21 protein-coding genes and 1 tRNA gene are annotated in these 20,461 nt (G+C 59.4%); 15 read left to right on the top strand and 7 right to left on the bottom strand.

Going from position 1 to position 20,461, the window contains the following annotated elements; translation table 11 throughout:
- Positions 1-86 precede the first annotated feature (86 nt).
- Positions 87-296 (top strand): histidinol phosphate aminotransferase, encoded by a 210-nt coding sequence (locus tag BUA42_RS04375; protein WP_072776741.1) that lies wholly within the window; start codon positions 87-89, stop codon positions 294-296.
- Here BUA42_RS04375 and BUA42_RS04370 read toward each other — a convergent pair.
- The gene (locus BUA42_RS04370; RefSeq protein ID WP_072776740.1) at positions 285-1,481 is read right to left on the bottom strand and encodes a pyridoxal-phosphate-dependent aminotransferase family protein; all 1,197 of its coding nucleotides are present in this window, start codon (positions 1,479-1,481) and stop codon (positions 285-287) included. The two genes, BUA42_RS04375 and BUA42_RS04370, sit on opposite strands and share 12 nt — an antisense overlap.
- Positions 1,482-1,626: 145 nt before the next feature.
- On the opposite strand from BUA42_RS04370, the gene BUA42_RS04365 reads away from it, so the two are divergent.
- Positions 1,627-2,343, top strand: coding sequence for a phosphatase domain-containing protein (locus BUA42_RS04365; RefSeq protein ID WP_072776432.1), 717 nt, complete (start codon positions 1,627-1,629; stop codon positions 2,341-2,343).
- A complete protein-coding gene (locus tag BUA42_RS04360; protein WP_072776431.1) occupies positions 2,340-4,085 on the top strand; it encodes an ABC transporter ATP-binding protein in 1,746 nt (581 codons plus the stop codon). The genes BUA42_RS04365 and BUA42_RS04360 overlap by 4 nt, the downstream gene beginning before the upstream one ends.
- Here BUA42_RS04360 and BUA42_RS04355 read toward each other — a convergent pair.
- Entirely contained in the window at positions 4,082-4,396 is a 315-nt protein-coding gene (locus tag BUA42_RS04355) for an arsenate reductase family protein (protein ID WP_072776430.1), read from the bottom strand. The genes BUA42_RS04360 and BUA42_RS04355 overlap by 4 nt on opposite strands.
- A gap of 187 nt (positions 4,397-4,583) precedes the next feature.
- Between BUA42_RS04355 and BUA42_RS04350 the strand changes: the two genes are divergently transcribed.
- On the top strand, positions 4,584-4,790 hold the full coding sequence (locus BUA42_RS04350; RefSeq protein ID WP_072776429.1) for a cold-shock protein: 207 nt from the start codon (positions 4,584-4,586) through the stop codon (positions 4,788-4,790).
- A gap of 1 nt (position 4,791) precedes the next feature.
- Here the strand turns inward: BUA42_RS04350 and BUA42_RS04345 are convergent, their stop codons facing one another.
- Entirely contained in the window at positions 4,792-5,697 is a 906-nt protein-coding gene (locus tag BUA42_RS04345; RefSeq protein WP_072776428.1) for a LysR family transcriptional regulator, read from the bottom strand.
- Positions 5,698-5,789: 92 nt separating this feature from the next.
- Here BUA42_RS04345 and metF point away from each other — a divergent pair, with 92 nt between their 5' ends.
- Positions 5,790-6,656, top strand: a complete 867-nt coding sequence (metF, locus tag BUA42_RS04340) for a methylenetetrahydrofolate reductase [NAD(P)H] (RefSeq protein ID WP_072776427.1) — start codon at positions 5,790-5,792, stop codon at positions 6,654-6,656.
- Here metF and bhcR read toward each other — a convergent pair.
- Positions 6,653-7,480 carry an HTH-type transcriptional regulator BhcR gene (gene bhcR, locus BUA42_RS04335; protein ID WP_143152611.1) on the bottom strand — a complete coding sequence of 276 codons (828 nt, stop codon included), beginning with the start codon at positions 7,478-7,480 and terminating at the stop codon, positions 6,653-6,655. The genes metF and bhcR overlap by 4 nt on opposite strands.
- A 93-nt stretch (positions 7,481-7,573) precedes the next feature.
- Between bhcR and BUA42_RS04330 the strand changes: the two genes are divergently transcribed.
- Together BUA42_RS04330 and BUA42_RS04325 are read left to right on the top strand one after the other, a co-directional pair.
- A complete protein-coding gene (locus BUA42_RS04330; RefSeq protein ID WP_072776426.1) occupies positions 7,574-8,560 on the top strand; it encodes a type I glyceraldehyde-3-phosphate dehydrogenase in 987 nt (328 codons plus the stop codon).
- Positions 8,561-8,650: 90 nt separating this feature from the next.
- Complete coding sequence (locus BUA42_RS04325) at positions 8,651-10,627, top strand: enoyl-CoA hydratase-related protein (RefSeq protein WP_072776425.1); 1,977 nt, start codon at positions 8,651-8,653, stop codon at positions 10,625-10,627.
- A 33-nt stretch (positions 10,628-10,660) separates the two neighbouring features.
- Here the strand turns inward: BUA42_RS04325 and BUA42_RS04320 are convergent, their stop codons facing one another.
- Positions 10,661-10,876, bottom strand: a complete 216-nt coding sequence (locus BUA42_RS04320; protein WP_072776424.1) for a hypothetical protein — start codon at positions 10,874-10,876, stop codon at positions 10,661-10,663.
- 121 nt (positions 10,877-10,997) lie between these two features.
- Here BUA42_RS04320 and BUA42_RS04315 point away from each other — a divergent pair, with 121 nt between their 5' ends.
- Positions 10,998-11,258: a DUF2312 domain-containing protein gene (locus BUA42_RS04315; RefSeq protein ID WP_072776423.1), complete on the top strand. Its 261-nt coding sequence runs from the start codon at positions 10,998-11,000 to the stop codon at positions 11,256-11,258.
- Positions 11,259-11,342: 84 nt separating this feature from the next.
- Here the strand turns inward: BUA42_RS04315 and BUA42_RS04310 are convergent, their stop codons facing one another.
- Positions 11,343-12,224, bottom strand: coding sequence for a hypothetical protein (locus BUA42_RS04310; RefSeq protein ID WP_072776738.1), 882 nt, complete (start codon positions 12,222-12,224; stop codon positions 11,343-11,345).
- 148 nt (positions 12,225-12,372) lie between these two features.
- Between BUA42_RS04310 and BUA42_RS04305 the strand changes: the two genes are divergently transcribed.
- Positions 12,373-12,448 (top strand) — tRNA-Thr (locus tag BUA42_RS04305).
- Positions 12,449-12,894: 446 nt separating this feature from the next.
- Here BUA42_RS04305 and BUA42_RS04300 read toward each other — a convergent pair.
- On the bottom strand, positions 12,895-13,647 hold the full coding sequence (locus BUA42_RS04300; protein ID WP_245818953.1) for a GntR family transcriptional regulator: 753 nt from the start codon (positions 13,645-13,647) through the stop codon (positions 12,895-12,897).
- Positions 13,648-13,910: 263 nt separating this feature from the next.
- On the opposite strand from BUA42_RS04300, the gene BUA42_RS04295 reads away from it, so the two are divergent.
- From BUA42_RS04295 to BUA42_RS04270, 6 genes are all read left to right on the top strand, one after another.
- A complete protein-coding gene (locus BUA42_RS04295) occupies positions 13,911-15,563 on the top strand; it encodes an ABC transporter substrate-binding protein (protein WP_072776737.1) in 1,653 nt (550 codons plus the stop codon).
- 66 nt (positions 15,564-15,629) lie between these two features.
- Positions 15,630-16,583, top strand: coding sequence for an ABC transporter permease (locus tag BUA42_RS04290; protein WP_072776421.1), 954 nt, complete (start codon positions 15,630-15,632; stop codon positions 16,581-16,583).
- 2 nt (positions 16,584-16,585) lie between these two features.
- Positions 16,586-17,473 carry an ABC transporter permease gene (locus BUA42_RS04285; RefSeq protein WP_072776420.1) on the top strand — a complete coding sequence of 296 codons (888 nt, stop codon included), beginning with the start codon at positions 16,586-16,588 and terminating at the stop codon, positions 17,471-17,473.
- Entirely contained in the window at positions 17,470-18,444 is a 975-nt protein-coding gene (locus BUA42_RS04280) for an ABC transporter ATP-binding protein (protein WP_072776419.1), read from the top strand. The genes BUA42_RS04285 and BUA42_RS04280 overlap by 4 nt, the downstream gene beginning before the upstream one ends.
- Positions 18,441-19,463 (top strand): ABC transporter ATP-binding protein, encoded by a 1,023-nt coding sequence (locus tag BUA42_RS04275; RefSeq protein ID WP_218588610.1) that lies wholly within the window; start codon positions 18,441-18,443, stop codon positions 19,461-19,463. The genes BUA42_RS04280 and BUA42_RS04275 overlap by 4 nt, the downstream gene beginning before the upstream one ends.
- Complete coding sequence (locus BUA42_RS04270; RefSeq protein ID WP_425435019.1) at positions 19,460-20,164, top strand: aspartate/glutamate racemase family protein; 705 nt, start codon at positions 19,460-19,462, stop codon at positions 20,162-20,164. Before BUA42_RS04275 ends, BUA42_RS04270 begins: the two co-directional genes overlap by 4 nt.
- Positions 20,165-20,461 lie beyond the last annotated feature (297 nt).

The following is a 20,461-nucleotide window of genomic DNA, read 5'->3' as shown; positions in this document are numbered from 1 at the left end:
GATTTCTGATGCATTCGGGCCTGACAGAGCCGCAGACTGCGCTATTCTGTCGCAGCACAGAGAGCCATTTCTACGCGGAGACAGCGATGCAACAGAAGCACGCAAAACGGGTCGAGGATTACACCACGGCGAACCTGATCCTCATCTTTGTGAACCTTTTGTGGATTTTCGGTGTGATCTGGGCGAATTTCGGCCTGTTTGCCGTGATCCTGACCGGATGGCTGCTGAACCACGGTATCACGCGGGTGGAGCAGTATCGCGCCAGCAGAGAAATCCAGTGGCCGTCAGACGCCTGACACCACTTTTGCCGCCTCGGCCACGCCACCCGGTCTGTGCGGCACACCGATGGCTGCAAGCCCCGCTTCCACGACACCCAGCAGCCCAAGGATCATATGCGCATTCACGTGCCCCATGTGGCCGAACCGGAAGAACCCTTCGCTCATCGGGTCCTCTTCCGTCGACATTCCCAACCCGATCCCAAGCGTCACACCGCCCTGATCCGCACACCACTGGCGCAGGCGCCTTCCGTCCGGTTTACCAATCGAAAGCGATGTCACCGCGCGGCTGCGCAAGTTCGGGTCCTGAATGTTGAGCTTCAGCGGGCCGTCCTGCCCCCAATGCTCGCACGCCGTCCAGATCGCGCGCGCCAGCGTGTCGTGCCGCGCCCAGATCGCTTCCAAACCTTCCTCGTGGATCATATCCAACGCAACGCGCAGCCCATAGAGGTGATGCGTCGGAGCAGTACCGCTGAAATACTGGTAGAACGCCTCTGGATTGGCGCGCTGCGTCCAGTCCCAGTAGACGCTGACACGGTCCAGCCGCGATCGGGCCTCTGCGGCTTTGTCGTTGAAGAAGACGAACCCGCAGCCGGGCGGGCACATCAGACCCTTTTGTGATCCGGTGATCGCCACGTCGACGCCCCACGCGTCCATCTCGAACCGGTCACAGCCCATGGAGGCGATACAATCGGCCATGAGGAGCGCCGGATGATCGAGGTCATCAAGGATTTGCCGCAGCGGCGCGAACGCGTTTCGGTTGGAACTCGAAGTGTCCACATGCACGGCAAGAACGGCTTTATACTCATGCGTCGCGTCCGCCCGTAGCGCATCTTCCACCAAAGCCAGATCGAATGTGCCGCCATTGCCAAAATCGAGCACATCGACCTCGATCCCGCGCGCCTCGACCACCCAGCCCCACGCCTTTGCAAAGAACCCGGTCGACAGAAGAAGCACTTTCTCACCCGGCGCCACGGTATTGGCGAGCGCCGCTTCCCACGTGCCATGCCCGTTGGAAATGTAAATCGCCACATGCCCATCAGTGCGCGCGACCTTTTTCAGATCTGCGGTCAAAGCGGGCATCATGTCGATCAACTCGCCCTCGTAGATATTCGGGGACGCGCGGTGCATTGCGCGCAATACGGCATCAGGCACGACGGAAGGGCCGGGAATAGCAAGGTAGGTGCGGCCAGAAGCAAGGGACACGAAAGAACCTCCAGGGTCGGAAAAGCGCTGCAAAACTCGCAACTTGGCCGAAACCTACGCCGTTACGTCGCGCCGTCAATGGTGCGCGCTTCTTGCCACGACGCGCGCCAGCCTCTACATCCGCGCCTGATGTAAAGGGGACGTGATGTTCGCAGAGTTCTGGAGCAAGATCGAACACGCCGAGCGCAAGCTGCGCCGGTCGTTCGGCAAGGACATCTCGACCCCCCGCGCCCGCCGCTGGTCCGCATTCCATTACCACATCTTCGATCACGCCTTCCTGCGCACCTTCTGGACGAATTTCTTCCAGATCGCACCGGGCGTGTACCGGTCGAACCAGCCAACGCATGCGCGGTTCGAGAAATACGCGCGCATGGGCATCAAGACCGTTGTGAACCTGCGCGGTGAAGACAAATACGCCCACTATCTCTTTGAAAAAGAGACCTGCGATGCGCTTGGTCTGAAGCTGATGAATGCCAAGCTCTGGGCGCGCAACGCGGCCAGCCGCCATCGGATCGTGCACGTCATCGACACGCTGCGCGACGCAGAGAAGCCGTTTGTCTTTCACTGCAAGTCCGGCGCGGACCGTGCGGGGTTCGTGGCGGCGATGTACCTGATGATCTTTGAAAACCAACCGGTCGAGGTGGCGCGCAAGCAGCTCTCGCTCAAATACATCCACCTCGATTTCACGGCCACAGGCGTGCAGGACTACATCCTTGACGTTTATGCGGCGCGCAACGCCAAGCAGCCCATCGGTTTCGAGGATTGGATCCGCAGCGAATACGACGCCACGAGCATTCAGGCCGGGTGGGACGGTAAGATCCCCGCCGATCAACTGCGCCTTCCCGGGGCGCTGGTATCATGACCGATGCCGCCATCAACCCGCGCGGCCTGCTGCTCTGGGTGTGGCGTGGATACCTGTCGAAACACTGGAAGCTGCTGGCCGTGGCGATGGTCTTCATGTCGCTCGAAGGGGCGATGTTCGGTGCGCTCAGCTACATGATGAAGCCGATGTTCGACCGCATCTTCGTCGGCGGTGAGGCCGACGCGATTGTCTGGGTCGGGCTTGTCTTCTTTGGCATCTTTCTGGTGCGCGCAATGGCCAGCATCGTGCAAAAGGTTCTGTTGACGCACATTTCGCAACTGTCGGTCGCTGATATCCGGCAAGACTTGCTGGCGCACCTCATGGTGCTTGATCCGGCTTACCACCAAACCCATTCGCCTGGGTACCTCATGCAGCGTGTCGAGGGCGATGTGGACGCGATCAGCAAGGTCTGGCGTACCATCATCACCGGCGCGGGGCGTGACGTGATCGCGCTGATTTCACTTTTTGCCGTCGCCATCTCCGTCGACTGGCGCTGGACACTGGTCGCGCTTGTGGGCGCGCCGATCCTTGTCGCGCCGTCGATGATCCTGCAACGCTACGTCCGCAAGAAAGCCCGCCGTGCCCGGGACGTCGCAGCAGGCTTGTCCGTCCGTCTGAACGAGGCCTTCCACGGCATCGTGCCGGTCAAACTCAACGCGCTCGAAAAGTACCAATCCGAGCGGTATCGCACCCTGACAGAAGAACGCGTGAAGGTCGAAACGCGCAGTGCCTTGGGACAGGCCACCATTCCCGGCATGATCGACATCATGGCCGGTCTCGGGTTCATGGGCGTGCTGTACTACGGCGGGTCGGAAATCCTGTCGGGCGAGAAGACGGTCGGCGACTTCATGGCGTTCTTCACCGCGATTGGTCTGGCCTTCGAACCTCTCCGACGTCTCGGCAACGTCGCGGGCGTCTGGCAGGTCGCAGCGGCCGGGATCGAACGCATCCGTCAGATCCTCGATACCGAACCGACGCTGCGAAGCCCCGCTCAACCGAAACCGGCACCGGACGGCATACCCGGGATTGTGCTTCAGAACGTGTCACTCAGATATGGTGATACGGCTGTTTTGCGCGATTGCAGCTTCACGGCAGAGGCCGCGCAAACAACGGCATTGGTTGGCCCCTCGGGTGCGGGTAAGTCCACGGTTTTCAATGTCCTGACGCGACTTGTTGATCCAACAAGTGGCACGGTGACTATTGGCGGAACGGCCGTTTCAGATATGGATCTCAGGGATTTGCGCGGTTTGTTTTCCGTTGTCTCTCAGGAAGCGCTACTATTCGATGACACCGTGAGGGAAAACATTTTACTGGGCCAAAGCGACGTATCTGAGAAAGACCTGCAGAACGCTCTCGACGCCGCGCATGTCGCGGACTTCCTCCCACAACTGTCGGACGGCCTCGACACACCAGTAGGCCCGCGCGGATCGACCCTCTCCGGTGGTCAGCGCCAACGCGTCGCCATTGCCCGCGCGTTGCTGCGAAACCGTCCGATCTTGCTTCTGGACGAGGCCACCTCCGCGCTCGACACCGGATCAGAGGCCAAAGTCCAGGAAGCGCTGGATGAACTGTCGAAAGGGCGCACAACGCTGGTGATCGCGCATCGCCTCTCTACGATCCGCGACGCGCATCAGATTGTTGTCATGGACGGAGGCACAGTGATCGAGCACGGCACGCATGATGCGCTCCTCGCCAAACCGGGCACCTACGCCGCCCTGCACCAGATGCAAACGCGCGCCTAGACGCCAATCGCCTCTTGAGTGCGTTTGTCCCAGCCAAGATAGAGCGTATCGGCATCCCGAATCAGCGGCCTTTTCATCAACTTGGGATGCGCGATCAGCAGATCCTTCGGCGCTCGCGCGCGCTCGCTGTCGTTCAATCCCCGCCATGTCGTGGACCGCGTGTTCAACAATTTCTCGCCGAACTGGCCTAATGCCTGATCCAAAACGTCCTCCGGCACCGGAGTGACGGAGACGTCAACCAACTCTGCTTTGGGCAATGCCTTCAAAGCCTTGCGGCACGTATCGCAATTCTTCAATCCATACAGGATCATACCCACCCCCTTTTCTGTCCAAAACGGTATATCATTGCATACAACTAAAAAGCGACCCGCGCCCTTGCCTTCCGTCCGAGAAAGCCAATGTTTTTAGATGTGGTGGAACGTCGCGGAAACGATCTCCGCCACGCGAAGAGCGATCCCTCAGGGGATCATAAGTGACGAGAAGAGGAGACACGGACCCATGCCCAGCGGCACCGTGAAGTGGTTCAATTCCACAAAAGGCTACGGCTTCATTTCCCCCGAAGATGGCGGCAAGGATGTGTTTGTGCATATTTCCGCCGTCCAGCAATCCGGGATGGAGGGTCTTCAAGACAACCAAAAGGTGAGCTTCGAAATGTCGGAAGGACGCGATGGCCGGATGATGGCCAGCAACCTTCAGCCCATGTAAGTCACACGTTTTGCAGCCGGTTCGCCTCCTGACGTGCGAGCCGGATCAAATCCGAGACAAAGGGTTTGTCGGTGTCCGTTGACCGGGTCGCCGCATAAAGTCGCCGCGTGATTCCATCCTGTGTGAGCGGGCGGGTGACGTAATCCGAGCTGTACTTGACCTCGCGCACCACCCAATCCGGCAAGACAGACACGCCGCGGTTGGAGGCCACAAGCAGCAGGATGACGGCCGTCAATTCCACCTGCCGCACCGCCGCCGGTTCGACTTTTGCCGGCATCAATAGCTGGCTGAACACGTCCAGACGGGACCGCTCCACCGGGTAGGTGATGAGCGTTTGCCCGCGAAAGTCCTCTGCCTCGACATAGTCTTTCTGCGCCAAGGGGTGCGCCGCCGCGGCAACGAAGACAGCGTTGTAATCAAAAAGCTCGGTGAAGGTCACACCAGGCAGGTCTTCCGGATCGGAGGACACCACAAGATCGACCTCTTCCTTCTGCAGCGCGGGCAAAGCATCGAACGCCAGACCCGGGCGGATATCGACATCCACATCCGGCCACGTCTTGCGGAACGCTTCCAACACCGGGAACAGCCATTCAAAACAGGCATGACATTCGATGGCGATATGCATGCGGCCAGACGACCCGTCACGTAACCCATCGAACTCTGCCACCAGCGCTTCGACCTGCGGCAGCACCTGGTCTGCGAGCCGCAAGAGCCGCATCCCCGCTGCCGACAGTTTCATCGGCTTTGACCGTCGCACAAAAAGCTCGACCCCCGCCTGATCTTCAAGCGCCTTGATCTGATGGCTCAGCGCAGATTGCGTGATGTTCAACTGGTCTGCGGCCCGCGCGACACCACCGCATTCATGGATGGCCTTGACGGTGCGCAGGTGCCGAAACTCGATATGCATTATCTGTTCACCTCATGTTGGTGATGAGTTTTATGAGTTTGTCTCACAATGCGGTCCATGCGACAAGGTGCCAAATCCAAGGGATATTCACGATGACCACACCTTCTGTTTCCTTCGAATTCTTCCCGCCCCAGTCGCTCGAAGGCTCGTTCCGCCTATGGGACACCGTACAGGCGCTGGCCCCGCTCAGCCCACGTTTCGTGTCCGTCACCTACGGTGCGGGCGGCACCACTCGCGACCTGACGCGCGAGGCAGTTGCGACGCTGCACAAGTCGAGCGGCCTGCCCGTCGCTGCGCATCTCACCTGTGTGAACGCAACGCGTGAGGAAACACTGAAGATCGCACAAGACTTCGCTACGGCGGGTGTGACGGACATTGTCGCGCTGCGCGGTGATCCGCCCAAAGGTACCGAGGGTTTCACACCCCATCCGGATGGATTTGCATCAAGCATTGACCTGATCGAAGCGCTGTCGGACACGGGTCACTTTACCATCCGCGTCGGCGCCTATCCCGACATCCATCCCGAAGCCAAAAGCGCTGACGCCGATGTGGCCTACCTTAAGCGCAAATTTGACGCCGGCGCGTCGGAGGCACTGACGCAGTTCTTCTTTGAGGCCGAGACGTTTTTCCGCTTCCGCGACGCCTGCGAGAAAGCCGGAATCGACAAACCGATCACCCCCGGCATCCTGCCGATCGAGAACTGGAAAGGCGCGGTGCGGTTTGCCAAACGCTGTGGCACGCATATCCCTGCCTGGGTCGTCGATGCGTTCGAAAAGGCCGAGCGTGATGGCCGCGAAGACCTGCTTGCCACCGCCATTTGCGCCGAACTGTGCTCTGACCTGCTCGACGGTGGTGTCGACAGCTTGCATTTCTACACACTGAACCGCCCGGATCTGACCCGTGACGTGTGTCACGCTTTGGGCGTCACACCGAAAATCGAACTGCGCAACGTCGCCTAGGGCGGCGTGCCGCCCAACGCTTCGGTCAATTGCGTGGCCGCGTGTTGCACCGCGCGGGCAAGCTCCTCGACCCGTTCATCAGGAATTCGGGCCGAGGGGCCGGAAATCGACACCCCCGCAATGGGTTCGCTGTGCATGTCGAAGACGGGCGCCGCGATGCACCGCATACCCGGGTTCTTCTCTTCCTTGTCAAAGGCATATCCCCGGCGCCGCGTCTGTTCGAGATCTGCCGCCAACGCCTCGGGCGTGACCAGTGTTTCGTCCGTAAACCGGCTGAGCTTTCGCGCCCGTATGATCGACGCCACGTCCTTGTCCGGCAGTTGCGCCAGCAACGCCTTGCCGATGCCGGACGCATGCATATCCGACATCGCGCCCGGAGGGAAAAACGCGCGGATATTGTGATGCGTCTCCACCTGGCTCAGGAACAGCACCTGACCGTCCCGCATCATACCCAGATTGGCGGTTTCCTCGGTCCGCTGCATCAGCTCACGCAGGAACGGACGCGCGCGTTCCACCAGTGACGTGCGGCGAAGGAACCGTGACCCGATCTGAAACGCCCCGGCTCCGATATGCCATGTCTGCGCCGACGGGTCGAAATCCACGATCCCGCGCGCCTCGAATGTGAACAGCACGCGGTAGACTGTTGCAGGAGACTGCTTCAGGTCTTCCGCCAAATCGGTCAGCGTCGCGCCGCCGCGCTCTCCCAACCGTTCCAGGATCATCAGCGCGCGATCGAGGGATTTGATTTTGTTCTGTTCCGTGGTGTCGCCCCACGCCCGGGGCCGCCCGCGCGATCTGCGTTCAGGAGGAGCTTCAGCGTTCATGATTGTCTCGATACAAAAAACATTTTTACAATTTGAAAAATTCGAGATTGAAATGCAACCCGCGACGCACGAGGGCGTTTCTGGGGGACCGGCATGCGGATTGTCATTCACGGTTTCGGCCGCATCGGTCGGGTGATCCTGCGCCAGATCCTCACTGATCCGGCGCATCACGATATCGAGGTCGTTGTGATCAATGACATCGCAAGCCCCGAGACCTGTGCCTATCTTTTCAAATACGACAGTGTCTTCGGCTCGCTACCCGGCGGCGCGACATTCACGGATGGCGCGCTGCACGCTGGTGGACGGCATATCCCGCTTTTGACTGGCGTGGCCTTGCCGGACTTGCCGCTCAAAGGTGTCGATCTTGTCATGGATTGCACTGGCGCGCTGAAATCCCGCGGCACCGCGACGGCGGCACTTCGGGCAGGCGCGCGGTCCGTCCTGATCTCGGGTCCCTCCAATGTCGCCGACGAAACCATCGTCCTTGGCGCAAACGATGACCGGATGGGCGCGGCGCGGATCGTGTCCAACGCGTCCTGCACCACCAATGCTCTAGCCCCGCTTCTGCGCGACCTCGACACGCGCTTTGGTATGATCCAGGGGCACATGACAACGATCCATTGCTACACCGGCAGCCAGCCCATGGTGGATGCCCCGCGCGGTCCCGACCTTGCCAGGAACCGTGCCGGTGCGGTCAGCATGGTGCCGACAACGACAAGCGCGGCAAAGCTGATCGACCGGGTTTTGCCTGACCTGGCGGGTCGCGTCACCGGTGCTGCCGTTCGCGTTCCTGCTATCAGCGTCTCTGCCGTAGACCTTGTCGTCCGACTGACCCACCCGCCAGACGACCCGGCCGGCGCACTGAGAGAGATCGCCGAGACCAATGCCGTTATCGGCGTTGTGGAAGACCCCTGCGTGTCCGTCGATCTGCGCGCCCGGACAGAATCGCTTGTCATCGCGCCGCACGAGACGCTGGCAACCGGCGACCAACTCCGCATCTTTGGCTGGTATGACAACGAATGGGGGTTTTCAGCCCGCATGCTGGATGTCGCGCGAATGATGCACGCGCGGGAAGACTGATCCGCGATTCTTGCCAGATCGCCCGATTTCACCTCTAATGCGCGCAAAAGCTTGGGCAGATAACCTGCCAAGAGGCCATCGGAGCAGAAGATGAGCACGCAAGCCGACATTGTCGTCGAGAGCGGCATCGCGCATGTCGCGATCAATGCCGGACCATCCGCGCGCCTTTCGAAAACGGTTCTCGAACAAATCGACGCGGCCTTGACCCGCGTGGAAGACGAGGAGGCGGTCAACACAGTGGTCTTGTCTGGCAAAGGTGGGGCATTCCCGTCCGGCCTCACCGACCCGCTCGCCGATGGCGACGACACGGACAACCGTCTGGCAACACTCTGCACCCGCATCGAAGGGTTCGGCAAACCAGTGATCGCTGTCCTGCGCGGCGTGATCGTCGGCGGAGGCGCAGAGCTTGCCCTCGCCTGCCATTACCGGCTCGCACACAAGGACGCCCGCATGGGTTTCCCGCAGGTTCGGCTGGGTCTGATCCCGAACGCCGGCGCGACGCAACGTCTTCCCCGGCTTGTCGGAGCCGCGCCAAGCGTGGAGCTTCTCATCGAGGGCCATCTTCTACCTCTTGCGACACAACCGCTCGTGCAGTTGGTGGATCAGGTCTTCGAGGGCGACACCTTCCAGGCGATCTCAGCTTTCATCGAAACAGCCCAACCCCACACGGTCCCCCCTCGCAAAACCTCCAACATCCGTACCGGATTTGCGAATCCCCAAGCCTATCAAAGCGCGCTCACTCAAACGCGCGACCGCCTGTCGACCTCGCACGAAACCGCGCCGAGACACATCTTGTCCGCGCTGGAAGCCGCACTTGTTCTGCCCATGGACGCGGGTCTCGCTTTCGAGGGCGCTGCCTATGAAGACTGTCTGGAAACCCCGCAAGCCCGCGCCATGGCGCATGCATTTCATATCGAGCAAACCGCGCGCAACACGATCCGCCGCTCGGACATTCCAAAAATGGGCAGGGTGGCGATATTGGGCGGCGGAACGCTTGCCATCCAGTTTGCCCAACTCGCGCTTGAACAGGGGCTGAAGGTCAACTGGGCCATCAAGAACGACGCGCAACGGCGGGAAAGCACCGTGCAACTCAACGCACGGCTCATGGAGAAAGTGCAAAGGGGCCGCATGGGCCTCGGCAAACTCAAGCAATGCCAAGCGGCGCTCCGGCACGGTCCACCCCACGAGATGCTTGTCGATGTGGATATCGCCCTTCGGGCCGCCCGTGGTCAGCGCGGTGTTGCGGTGCCGCAAGGGCTTTTGGTGGCGCAGGCCATCCCCGGGCGGGAACCGCGTCTTTCGTTCCGCCTTGGCCCGGCCGCAACGGCGACGCGTCTCGCAGAAATCATCCTAGGGCCAGACGGCGCCGACGATGACCTCAAGAAGGCTCTGGGTCTCGCCAAGGACATGAACCTCCTGGCAGTCGTTCAACACTCCGACGGCCCGAGCCTGTTCGACCGTCTGACCGAAGCGCTCTGGCGGGCGTCGGACCGGCTCGTCGATCTCGGCTGGTCGCCTTATCAGATTGACGACGCTATGCGCGCGTGGGGCATGGCGACCCCCCCATACGAACTCGCCGACGCTTCGGGGCTTTTGGCCGTGTCACGCAACGACCGGGCCGAGGGGTGCACCAACTGGGCCCATGTGCTTGTCGAAGCAGGTCGGCACGGTCCCGGTCAGGGCCACGGCGCCTATCGCTATGACGAAAGCGGACGCAGGCAACCCGATGATGCCGTCATCGCGCTCTTGAACAAGGCCCGCCCGCCCGAGCCGGACGGTCAGCCCACCCGGATCGCCCCCCTGCTCATCGGAGCGATGGCCAATGAAGCCGCCCGCGCCCTGCGCGAGAACGCGATCTCCCAAGCAAGCGATGCCGATCTCGTGTCGATCCTCACCGGCCTGATCCCGCGTTGGAAAGGCGGTGTTCTGCATGCGGCAAGCGCCGAAGGCCTCTTGCACATCTCACGCGAGATGACTGCCATCGCCGACAGGGACACCGCGTTCTGGACGCCCGATCCTCTGTTCGAGGACTTGATCAAGAACGGCAAAAGCTTCGATCAGCTCTGACGCAGACCGCAAGAAAGCCGCGATTCTGAGGGCCTAGCTGAAGAAGATACCAAGGATTACAAGCATCAGCCCAAAGACCGAGACAAAGAGCGCGCCAAGATTGATTGGCATCACCTGTTTTACTTCATCCCGCAGATCATCGTCGCTCATACCCGACTTCCGGGCCTTCGCGACGCGCACGATGCAATAGACCAGACCGCACAATCCCAGGAAAGACAGCGTCGCGCCTGACCAGATCAGAATATCCATTGGCATGTGCTCCTGAAAACCGCGCTCCCGGCGGGCGTAATTGATCACTGTCCGAGCGACAAGCCCTTGAAGGCCCACGCCGCCCCCGCTACGACACCCGCACCACAGTGAGGAGCCCCCGATGGACGACAGCGCAATCGAAGCCAACTACCGCGTCACCGCAGACGAACTGCGCCAATTCATCGAACGCTTCGAACGGTTGGAAGCGGAAAAGAAAGACATCGCCGACCAGCAGAAAGAGGTGATGGCCGAAGCCAAGGCCCGCGGCTACGACACCAAGGTCATGCGCAAAGTCATCGCGCTGCGCAAACGCGAACCCGACGACATCGCCGAAGAAGAAGCCGTGCTCGACATGTACAAAGAAGCCTTGGGTATGCGTTGACTTAAAAGCCACGCATCAGCGCGTGCGCCGGATGCTGATGGATGAACTATCAACCCTCGGACCCTTACGTCACAGCGACACACCTCAAGGCGTCATCATCGTTACACCCGGCAAGCGGCCAAGGGTAAAGACGTCTTCCTCGTATCGTTCCGACATCTCCTGAACAAAGGCGTCGTCCCACCCAGGGATGTCGAGTTCGTGCTCCACTTTGGATTCGTCCACGTATTTGTCGAGAAACGCCACCATCGCCCGGCGGATTTGGATTTCCGTCAGGTCCGACCGCTCTTCGAGATAGGTGCGGAAACGCGTCATGCCCTCTTTGTCCATGATCTCGGCCAGCCGGGAATAGGCCCCGATGGTCGGAAACGTCGGCTCTACTCCCGCCAGATCACGGATCAGCTCTCCCCAGATGAGCGGGCTGTCCTCGTCGCACCACACGGTGATCGGCACGCCCGGCAGCGCCTCGATGATCCGTGACAGAAGGTCCGTCCAGCGGAACTGCAGCGGATCCAGCCCAAACAGGAGTGCATCCATCGTATCGTGCGGGGTCGCGGCAAGCAGCGCGGGCAATAGCGTCGCCGGATTGCGCACGGCCATGTAGAGCTCGAGCTCATCGCCCTCGAAAACGTCCCGTACCGCCTGCAGCCGCTGTTCAGCTTTACGGTAGATCACGCCGCCCTGAAATGCGATTTTGGGGACGGAAAACAGGTTTTCGTGCGACAGGATCAACCGGTCCACGTGGTCGGCATCCTCGTCGAGAATGCTGTCCACCAGAACGTCGCGCGCGCCGGGCGCGGGCGCAGCACCGTTCAGCGCGTTGAGCATCTCCGAGATCAGCTTGCGGTACTTCCCAGGCCCGGGCACCGACACACCCTTGGGACGCAGCCCGTCGCGGTTGCGCAGCAACGTCTTGAGAAGACGGTCGCCGTCCGTTTCGTGAACACCGGTGTGAAGGACTACCTGCATCTGGCTCTTTTGTTCTTGTCGATGCGCCGGAGTATAGAGCCGCGATTTTTGTTGAAAACCATCATCACACGGCAATCCCGCCCCTGCTAAAAAATCCGCCATTTGCCTCTTGCACCGTGCTCCAACTGCCAGTAATCAGCGCCTCGGAGCCCCTATAGCTCAGCTGGTAGAGCAACTGATTTGTAATCAGTAGGTCCGCGGTTCGAGTCCGTGTGGGGGCACCATTTAATCATTGTAGCCAAATCTTCTCGCTGACTTACGCGCGAAGACAGGCAGACCGCCCGCCTTCCTGTCCACTCGTCCGTAAACGCCGTCAGGTTGAAGTCGAACGCAAAAACGACTGAAAGCGGACATGCGCGGCGCCGCTGCATTACTGGAGCATCGTCTAAAAAAGCAGGCATCTGCGGCTCTTGTCTTGACGTCAGAAAAGGAACCCGGTGGCGCGGTCCCTCACAACCCCGCAAAGCGCGAATCCGTTCCGAAAAATGGAAGAAGCCATGCGACGCAGGCGGCCATATAGAACTCTAACCTGACTTCGCTCGCTCTCGCGACCATCTTTCTGATGCATCTGGCGCTATTCACTCGCTGATACGAAAGCGAGCCATCCAAATAGGAATAAACATCGCGCTGGAATCCTAAAGCATTTTTCGGTTAGTAATTTCAATATAAATCAATTACTTAAATCAATTCCCAGCATATCTTTCAGGGTCTTGTGCTCTTTGTCCGCAACGCCGAAACTCAACGCGGAGTGAATGTCTACAAGGTGACTGCGCATCAAGTCTTCCGCCTCATCGGCATCATGGCGTTCAATGGCATCAATCAGTGCGTTGTGACAGCCTTCGTCACAGCGTGTGCTCGATTTGGTCCAATACAGGGCGATGATCAGAGACGACCTTGAGACGAGGCTTTCAATAAACTCAGCAATTGTTTTTTGATTTGCAATCTCTGCAATCTTTACGTGGAAGAGGCCCGACAAGCGCAACGCCCGACCGGACGCATTCTCTTGCATGGCCTCGTGCTCGGCGAGGGCGTGTAGGCGCAGGTCTGCAATGTCCTTGGGCTTGGCATTCAACGCGGCTTCGCGTGCCGAACGCGGTTCCAGCAATTCACGCGCTTCGAAAACTTCACGGGCTTCCCTTGGGCTGGGATTTGCAACGCTTGCACCTCTGTTGGGGCGCAGTGTTACGAGATGTGCCTGTGACAAGGCCTGAAGACCCGCCCGGACGATTGTGCGCGAGACGCCGTAGACGTCTCCAAGGTCGTTCTCCGCAAGCCGCATGCCTGGAGGTATGCGCTGTTCGAGAATTGCCTGTTCGATGCCGACGAATACCGGGTTTTGCAGTACATCCGCTCTAGTGCTCTGCGGGAACTCTGTTTTCTTGTGCGTGATACTCATGTTTGACGGCTCGACGATTGAGTACAATTCCTATGAGAGACTTGTGAACAACGGGGGTCCTATGTCCCGAATGAACATTCGTACTACGAGACTTATGCCCGTCATGCAAACAAATCGGGCTCCATGAGCCAGTAAAGATCAAAATTTTGGCGATTGTCGACATAGAGTGTTTTAATTGTATACATAATTGAGCACACATATCGACGAAGATCTTCGAAACCATAGTGTCACGACGAGGGTTGCGCTGCCTGGAAAGGCCTGACCCGCGACAAGCAACTGGAGTGATGAAGATGGCTAAGAAAACGCTTTACCGATCCACGGCGATCACATTGCTGACCGCAATGCTCGCTGCTGGTCCCGTCTGGGCAGAAAAAACGTTAACAATTGGTATGACCGCAGCGGATATCCCGCGCACATCGGGTCAACCCGACCAAGGCTTTGAAGGGAACCGTTTTACCGGCATCCCGATGTATGACGCGCTGACCCATTGGGATCTCTCATCAGAAACCGAAGCCAGCGGGATTGTTCCGGGACTGGCCACGTCTTGGCAAGTGAACCCAGACGACACCACCAAATGGACATTCACCCTGCGCGAAGGTGTTACTTTCCATGACGGCTCGCCTTTCAATGCCGATGCGGTTGTGTGGAACGTACAGAAGGTACTGGATGAAAACGCGCCGCACTTCGCCCCGGATCAAGTGGGCGCCACCAAATCGCGTATGCCGACATTGGCCTCTGCCCGCGCCATTGACGATCTGACTGTTGAACTGACCACGACGCAGCCTGACAGTTTTCTGCCGCTGAACATGACCATGCTTTTCATGGCCTCGCCGACGCATTGGCAGTCGCTCTACGATGCTGTTGATGCCTCGATCACAGACCCCAAGGAACGCGCGGCTGCGGCGTGGACAGCGTTTGCGTTTGATCCGTCGGGCACCGGCCCGTTCGAAGGCGATCTGTTTGTGCCGCGTGAACGCTTCGAAATGGTCAAGAACGAAGACTATTGGGATCCGGCCCGCACGCCGACCATCGACCGGGTTGTTCTTGTCCCGCTGCCGGACGCAAACGCGCGCACTGCCGCCCTTCTGTCCGGTCAGGTCGACTGGATCGAAGCGCCTGCACCCGACGCAATCCCGCGCATTCAGGCCGAAGGAAACGTCATCTATGCCAACCCTCAGCCGCACGTCTGGCCGTGGCAGCTGTCTTTCCACGAAGGTTCGCCCTGGCTCGACAAGCGCGTGCGTCACGCAGCCAACCTGTGTGTGAACCGCGAGGAGCTCCAAGTGCTGCTCGGCGGTTACATGGGTATTCCGAAGGGATCGGTTGAGCCGGGGCACCCGTGGTGGGGCAACCCGTCATTCGATATCCGCTACGATCCTGATGCGGCGCGTGCCCTGATGACCGAAGCGGGCTTCTCGGCCGACAACCCGATACAGGTGAAAGTCCAGACCTCTGCCTCTGGATCAGGTCAGATGCAGCCGGTCACGATGAACGAATATGTGCAGCAGTCGCTTGCGGATTGCTTCTTTGACGTCGAACTGGACGTGCTCGAGTGGAATACCGTCTTCACCAACTGGCGCAAGGGCGCGGCGGACGAAAGCGCGCGCGGTGCCAATGCGATCAACGTGTCTTTCGCGACGATGGACCCGTTCTTTGCCATGGTACGCTTTGTGTCGACGGAAACTTTTCCGCCTGTGTCCAACAATTGGGGCCTGTTCGGGAACGACGAATTCGACGCTTTGATCGCCGAAGCGCGCACATCGTTTGCAGATGCGGATCGTGACGCGGCGCTCGCGCGCTTGCACACCCGCATCGTCGAAGAAGCGCCGTTCGTCTGGATCGCTCACGACGTGGGTCCGCGCGCAATGTCGGCCAAAGTCGGCAACGTCACGCAGCCCAAGAACTGGTTTATCGACATCGCTCCAATGACCATCGACGAGTAACGCGTAACACCCACGGGATCGCCCTGGTGTCAGGACGGTCCCTTTTTCTCACAGGCCATCAGACTCATGCTTTCCTTCGTCTTGCGCAGAGTGCTTTATACCTTACCCATCATGCTGGGCGTTTCGCTGGTATGCTTTGCCCTCGTCCACATTTCGCCCGGCGATCCTCTGGTCTCAATCCTCCCACCGGATGCCTCGGTCGAATTGCAGGAACAGATGATGGCCATCTACGGCTTCGACCGCTCGTACCCCGAACAGTTTTTGCGGTGGCTCGGGCTGGCTCTACAAGGCGATCTTGGCAATTCGATCGCCACCGGACGGCCTGTGGCGTCCGAAGTGTTCAACGCTGTTGGCAACACCCTGATCCTTGCGATCACCGCAACCATCATTGGCTTTGTTTTGGGCGGGCTCTTCGGCTTTGTCGCGGGTTATTTCCGTGACAGTTGGATCGACAAGCTGGCCACGGCGATCTCAGTGATCGGTGTCTCTGTGCCGCACTATTGGCTGGGGATGGTGATGGTCATTATTTTCTCGGTCGAGCTGCGCTGGCTGCCCGCGACGGGAGCAGGTCCTGGCGGATCAAGCCAATGGGTCTGGGATTGGGAGCACATGCAATACCTCATCCTTCCGGCCGTCACGATGTCTGTCATCCCGATGGGTATCGTCGCCCGAACGGTTCGTGCGCTGGTGGCGGACATCCTTCAACAGGAATTCGTTTCGGGCTTGCGTGCAAAGGGGCTTCTCGATCGCGGCGTGCTGGCACATGTGATCAAGAACGCGGCCCCCACCGCCCTTGCGGTGATGGGGCTGCAACTGGGCTATCTGCTGGGTGGGTCGATCCTGATCGAGACGGTGTTTTCATGGCCGGGTACGGGTTTCCTTCTGGGGCAAGCCATCTTTCAACGTGATCTGCCGCTCTTGCAAGGCACGATCCTCGTGCTGGCGATGTTCTTCGTGATCCTCAACCTGTTGGTAGACGTGGCGCAGACCTCGCTTGATCCACGTTTGCAGAGGGGCTGAGAATGCCTGATACCGCTGCAAACATTACAGAATTAGCCAAGATCGAGAGGTCTCATGGCTACTGGCGATCAGTCTGGACCCGCTTCTTGCGCGACAAGGTGGCGGTTTGCGCAGGGCTGGTCGCCGCGGGATTGGTTCTTATGGCGATATTTGCACCCTGGATCGCGCCGGCCGATCCACTGGACGGGAGTATGATCAAGCGCCTCTCGCCCATCGGCACCGAAGGTTACCCGCTAGGCGCCGATGAATTGGGTCGCGACATGCTTAGCCGTCTGATCTATGGAGCGCGCCTGTCTCTTTTTATGGGCGTCGTACCCGTACTCATCGCATTTGCCATCGGCTCTGCCATCGGGATTGCCGCAGGCTATCTCGGAGGTTGGGTCAACACGATCACGATGCGCACACTGGATGTGCTCTATGCATTTCCATCTGTTCTGTTGGCAATCGCGATTTCGGGTGCTCTGGGCGCGGGCATCTTGAACGGGTTGCTCTCGCTGACTGTTGTGTTCATCCCGCCGATTGCACGCGTGGCAGAAAGCGTCACGACCTCGGTCCGCAAGCTGGAATATATCGAGGCGGCACAAGCCAGTGGCGCATCCAGTTTTCAAATCGTGCGCCAACATGTTCTGGGCAATGTGCTGGGGCCGATCTTCGTCTATGCCACCAGCCTCATTTCCGTGTCGATGATCCTCGCCGCTGGTCTGTCTTTTTTAGGCCTAGGCGTCAGCCCGCCGAACGCGGAGTGGGGTTTGATGCTCAACACATTGCGCAATGCGATCTATGTCCAGCCCTGGCTGGCAGCACTGCCGGGCGTGATGATCTTTCTCACCTCGATCTCGTTCAACATGCTCAGCGACGGGCTGAGATCCGCCATGGACGTAAAGCAATGAGCACGCCGATCCTGTCCGCCCACAGCCTCGTCAAGCATTTCAATGCCGGTGGCTTTGGCGCGGCACGCAAGGTGGTGCGTGCGGTCGATGACGTGAGTTTCGAACTGGCTCCCGGGGAAACGCTGGGTGTTGTCGGTGAAAGCGGTTGCGGAAAATCCACCACTGCCCGGCTTTTGGTGCAGTTGCTCAAGCCTGACTCGGGAAGTGTCCGCTACGAAGGCAAAGTGGTGGGGCCGGAACTGCCACTCAAGGCATTTCGCAGCAAGGTCCAGATGGTGTTTCAGGACAGTTTCGCCTCTCTCAACCCGCGCATGACAATGATTGACGCTGTGGCCTTTGGGCCGACCGTGCATGGCGTCTCTCAATCTGACGCGATCCGCAAGGCACAAGACCTGTTGGATCGTGTTGGTTTGGACCCGGCCCGCTTTGGTGGGCGCTATGCCCATGAATTGTCTGGCGGGCAACGCCAGCGAGTGAACATCGCACGCGCACTTGCATTCGATCCGCAGGTCATCGTCTTGGACGAGGCGGTCTCGGCGCTAGACAAGTCAGTCGAAGCGCAGGTCCTGAATCTTTTAATGGACCTCCGGCGCGAACGCGGTCTGACCTATGTGTTTATCAGTCACGACTTGAACGTCGTACGCCATATCTCGGACCGGGTCATGGTCATGTATCTGGGCGAAGTGGCCGAGATCGGTCCGGCAGAAAGCCTCTATGGCGCACCTTGTCACCCCTATACGGAGGCGCTTTTGGCAGCGATGCCGTCGCTCGATCCGGATCAGCGCACGATGGAAGCCCCTCTTGCAGGTGATCCGCCCAACCCAATCGACCCGCCTTCGGGGTGCCGGTTTCATACGCGCTGCGCGCGCGCCTTTGGACCCTGTTCGACCCAGATCCCGCCCTCCTACACGGTCGGCAGAAGCCATGTCGCCGCGTGCCACCTCAACAGCGTCAAGGAGCATGTGGCATGACATCGGGTTTCTCACAGTCGGATATGTCGCTGATCCGTGTCCGCGACCTTTCGGTTCGGTTCGCGGGCACACCGCCGGTTCACGCCGTGAACTCTGTTAGTTTCGATCTGGCACCGGGCGAGGTGCTGGGCATCCTTGGAGAAAGCGGATCGGGCAAGAGCGTCACGCTCAAGACACTGCTTCGCCTTTTGCCAGAGCGAAAGGCAACCATCACCGGCACGGTCGAGATCGACGGACAAGACGTTCTGAGCTTGACCGGTCGGGGACTCGCGGATCATCGCGGCGGCATCGTTTCAATGATCTTTCAAGACCCATCGCTGGCCCTCGATCCTGTCTACACCATCGGACAGCAGATTGCTGAATCCGTCATCCGCCACGAAGGCGCATCCAAACAGGATGCCATGGCACGAGCCCTCGAAATGCTGGAGCTGGTGCGCATCCCTTCTGCCAAGCAGCGGCTGGAAAATTACCCGCACGAGATGTCAGGTGGTATGCGACAACGCGCGATGATCGCCCTTGCGCTCGCATGTCGGCCGAAATTGTTGCTGGCTGATGAACCGACCACCGCGCTTGATGCAACGGTTCAGATCCAGATCCTGCTTTTGTTGCGTGAATTGCAGCAAGAGATGGGTATGGGCGTGATCTTTGTAACGCATGACATCGGCGTCGCGGTAGAGGTTTCGGACCGTCTTGCTGTTATGTACGCCGGTAGTTTCGTTGAGACAGGCTCGGTAAAGGATGTGATCCGTGACGCGCGCCACCCCTATTCAAAGGGTCTACTGGCCGCCAACCTTGTTGGCGCGGTGCCCGGCACGCGACTTGATGCGGTTCCGGGAGCGCCGCCCCCGCTGAATGCCTTGCCCGAAGGCTGCGCCTTTGCGCCGCGCTGCGCCGTCGCGGAAGACCTCTGCTTGGTCAGCCCTGTTCCGCTCTGGTCTGATGGTGAAAACCGCTGGGCGCGATGCGTCCATGCGAAACGCGAGGCTGCGCGCAAAGACAGGATGGGGGCAGGCAATTGAGCCGGGAACCGATCAGGATCAGCATCCTGAACCCAAACGCGACACAAAGCATGACCGATGAGATGGTCGCTTCAGCACAATTGTCGGTGGGTGGGTTGGCAAAGGTGGAAGGGCTTACAAACAGTCTTGGACCTGCCGCCATTCAAGGGCCCAAAGATGCCGAGGATTGTCTTTCGGGTTTGTTTGGTCTTTTCGAAACGGCCCGCTCACAAGGTGCGGATGGGATTATTGTCGGATGTTTCGATGATACGGGCCTACGCGAGTTGCGGGCACGCGGCACAGTCCCCGTCATCGGGCTTGGCGAAGCGGGCTGTATAGCTGGAAGCCTTGCAGCCAGCCGGTTCAGTGTCGTCACAACCTTGGTCGTGTCGGTGCCCGTGATCGCGGAGAACATCCGAAATATGGGCCTTTGGGACAGATGCAACGGGGTACATCCATCGGGTGTGGCAGTGCTTGAATTGAGCTCTGCCGGGCATAGCTTGCCACGGATAACGAACACAATTGACCAGTTACTCGAAGCCGACCCGCATCAAAGCATTGTGCTGGGCTGCGGTGGCATGACGGCCATCGCATCTGAGATTTCGCCGTCCAGTCCGGCCCACATCATTGATCCGGTCGTCGCTGCCGTGCAACTGTGTCTGGGGGTGGTCAGCGCAAGTTCACGCTCTATCGAACAGACCAAGCAATCTGTTAAACTCTGACATGCAAAACGATCTCTTGGCCCGCATTAGCCAACGCGAAGTACTGAAAGTCCGCGATTGGTAGATGGAAAAAGAGATGGCTTTGGCGGAGCGATGAAACAAGCATTTGGCTCGGGACTAACTATGCCCATCACGTTTGGCCCCATTATTTCATCGTAGATAACCCGATATCCGCTGTTCCAGTCAGCATTAAACTCATAGACGGATACGCATGCTGGACCTGTCGCGATTTCGTGCCGCTCTAAGTTCTGCGTTGTAGCGAACGGCGACCTTGTCCCAGATTGTGTTGAAAAGCTC

The sequence above is a fragment of the Marivita hallyeonensis genome (assembly GCF_900129875.1).
Taxonomy (GTDB): domain Bacteria; phylum Pseudomonadota; class Alphaproteobacteria; order Rhodobacterales; family Rhodobacteraceae; genus Marivita; species Marivita hallyeonensis.
Note: the sequence above shows the minus strand (reverse complement) of the source record. Positions and strands in the feature narration are given on the sequence as shown.

Excerpts from the sequence above, each read along its gene's own strand:
- BUA42_RS04375 (WP_072776741.1), top strand. The coding sequence starts at position 87 with ATGCAACAGAAGCACGCAAAACGGGTCGAGGATTACACCACGGCGAAC.
- BUA42_RS04365 (WP_072776432.1), top strand. The coding sequence starts at position 1,627 with ATGTTCGCAGAGTTCTGGAGCAAGATCGAACACGCCGAGCGCAAGCTG.
- BUA42_RS04360 (WP_072776431.1), top strand. The coding sequence starts at position 2,340 with ATGACCGATGCCGCCATCAACCCGCGCGGCCTGCTGCTCTGGGTGTGG.
- BUA42_RS04355 (WP_072776430.1), bottom strand. The coding sequence starts at position 4,396 with ATGATCCTGTATGGATTGAAGAATTGCGATACGTGCCGCAAGGCTTTG.
- BUA42_RS04350 (WP_072776429.1), top strand. The coding sequence starts at position 4,584 with ATGCCCAGCGGCACCGTGAAGTGGTTCAATTCCACAAAAGGCTACGGC.
- BUA42_RS04345 (WP_072776428.1), bottom strand. The coding sequence starts at position 5,697 with ATGCATATCGAGTTTCGGCACCTGCGCACCGTCAAGGCCATCCATGAA.
- metF (WP_072776427.1), top strand. The coding sequence starts at position 5,790 with ATGACCACACCTTCTGTTTCCTTCGAATTCTTCCCGCCCCAGTCGCTC.
- bhcR (WP_143152611.1), bottom strand. The coding sequence starts at position 7,480 with ATGAACGCTGAAGCTCCTCCTGAACGCAGATCGCGCGGGCGGCCCCGG.
- BUA42_RS04330 (WP_072776426.1), top strand. The coding sequence starts at position 7,574 with ATGCGGATTGTCATTCACGGTTTCGGCCGCATCGGTCGGGTGATCCTG.
- BUA42_RS04325 (WP_072776425.1), top strand. The coding sequence starts at position 8,651 with ATGAGCACGCAAGCCGACATTGTCGTCGAGAGCGGCATCGCGCATGTC.
- BUA42_RS04320 (WP_072776424.1), bottom strand. The coding sequence starts at position 10,876 with ATGGATATTCTGATCTGGTCAGGCGCGACGCTGTCTTTCCTGGGATTG.
- BUA42_RS04315 (WP_072776423.1), top strand. The coding sequence starts at position 10,998 with ATGGACGACAGCGCAATCGAAGCCAACTACCGCGTCACCGCAGACGAA.
- BUA42_RS04310 (WP_072776738.1), bottom strand. The coding sequence starts at position 12,224 with ATGCAGGTAGTCCTTCACACCGGTGTTCACGAAACGGACGGCGACCGT.
- BUA42_RS04295 (WP_072776737.1), top strand. The coding sequence starts at position 13,911 with ATGGCTAAGAAAACGCTTTACCGATCCACGGCGATCACATTGCTGACC.
- BUA42_RS04290 (WP_072776421.1), top strand. The coding sequence starts at position 15,630 with ATGCTTTCCTTCGTCTTGCGCAGAGTGCTTTATACCTTACCCATCATG.
- BUA42_RS04285 (WP_072776420.1), top strand. The coding sequence starts at position 16,586 with ATGCCTGATACCGCTGCAAACATTACAGAATTAGCCAAGATCGAGAGG.
- BUA42_RS04280 (WP_072776419.1), top strand. The coding sequence starts at position 17,470 with ATGAGCACGCCGATCCTGTCCGCCCACAGCCTCGTCAAGCATTTCAAT.
- BUA42_RS04275 (WP_218588610.1), top strand. The coding sequence starts at position 18,441 with ATGACATCGGGTTTCTCACAGTCGGATATGTCGCTGATCCGTGTCCGC.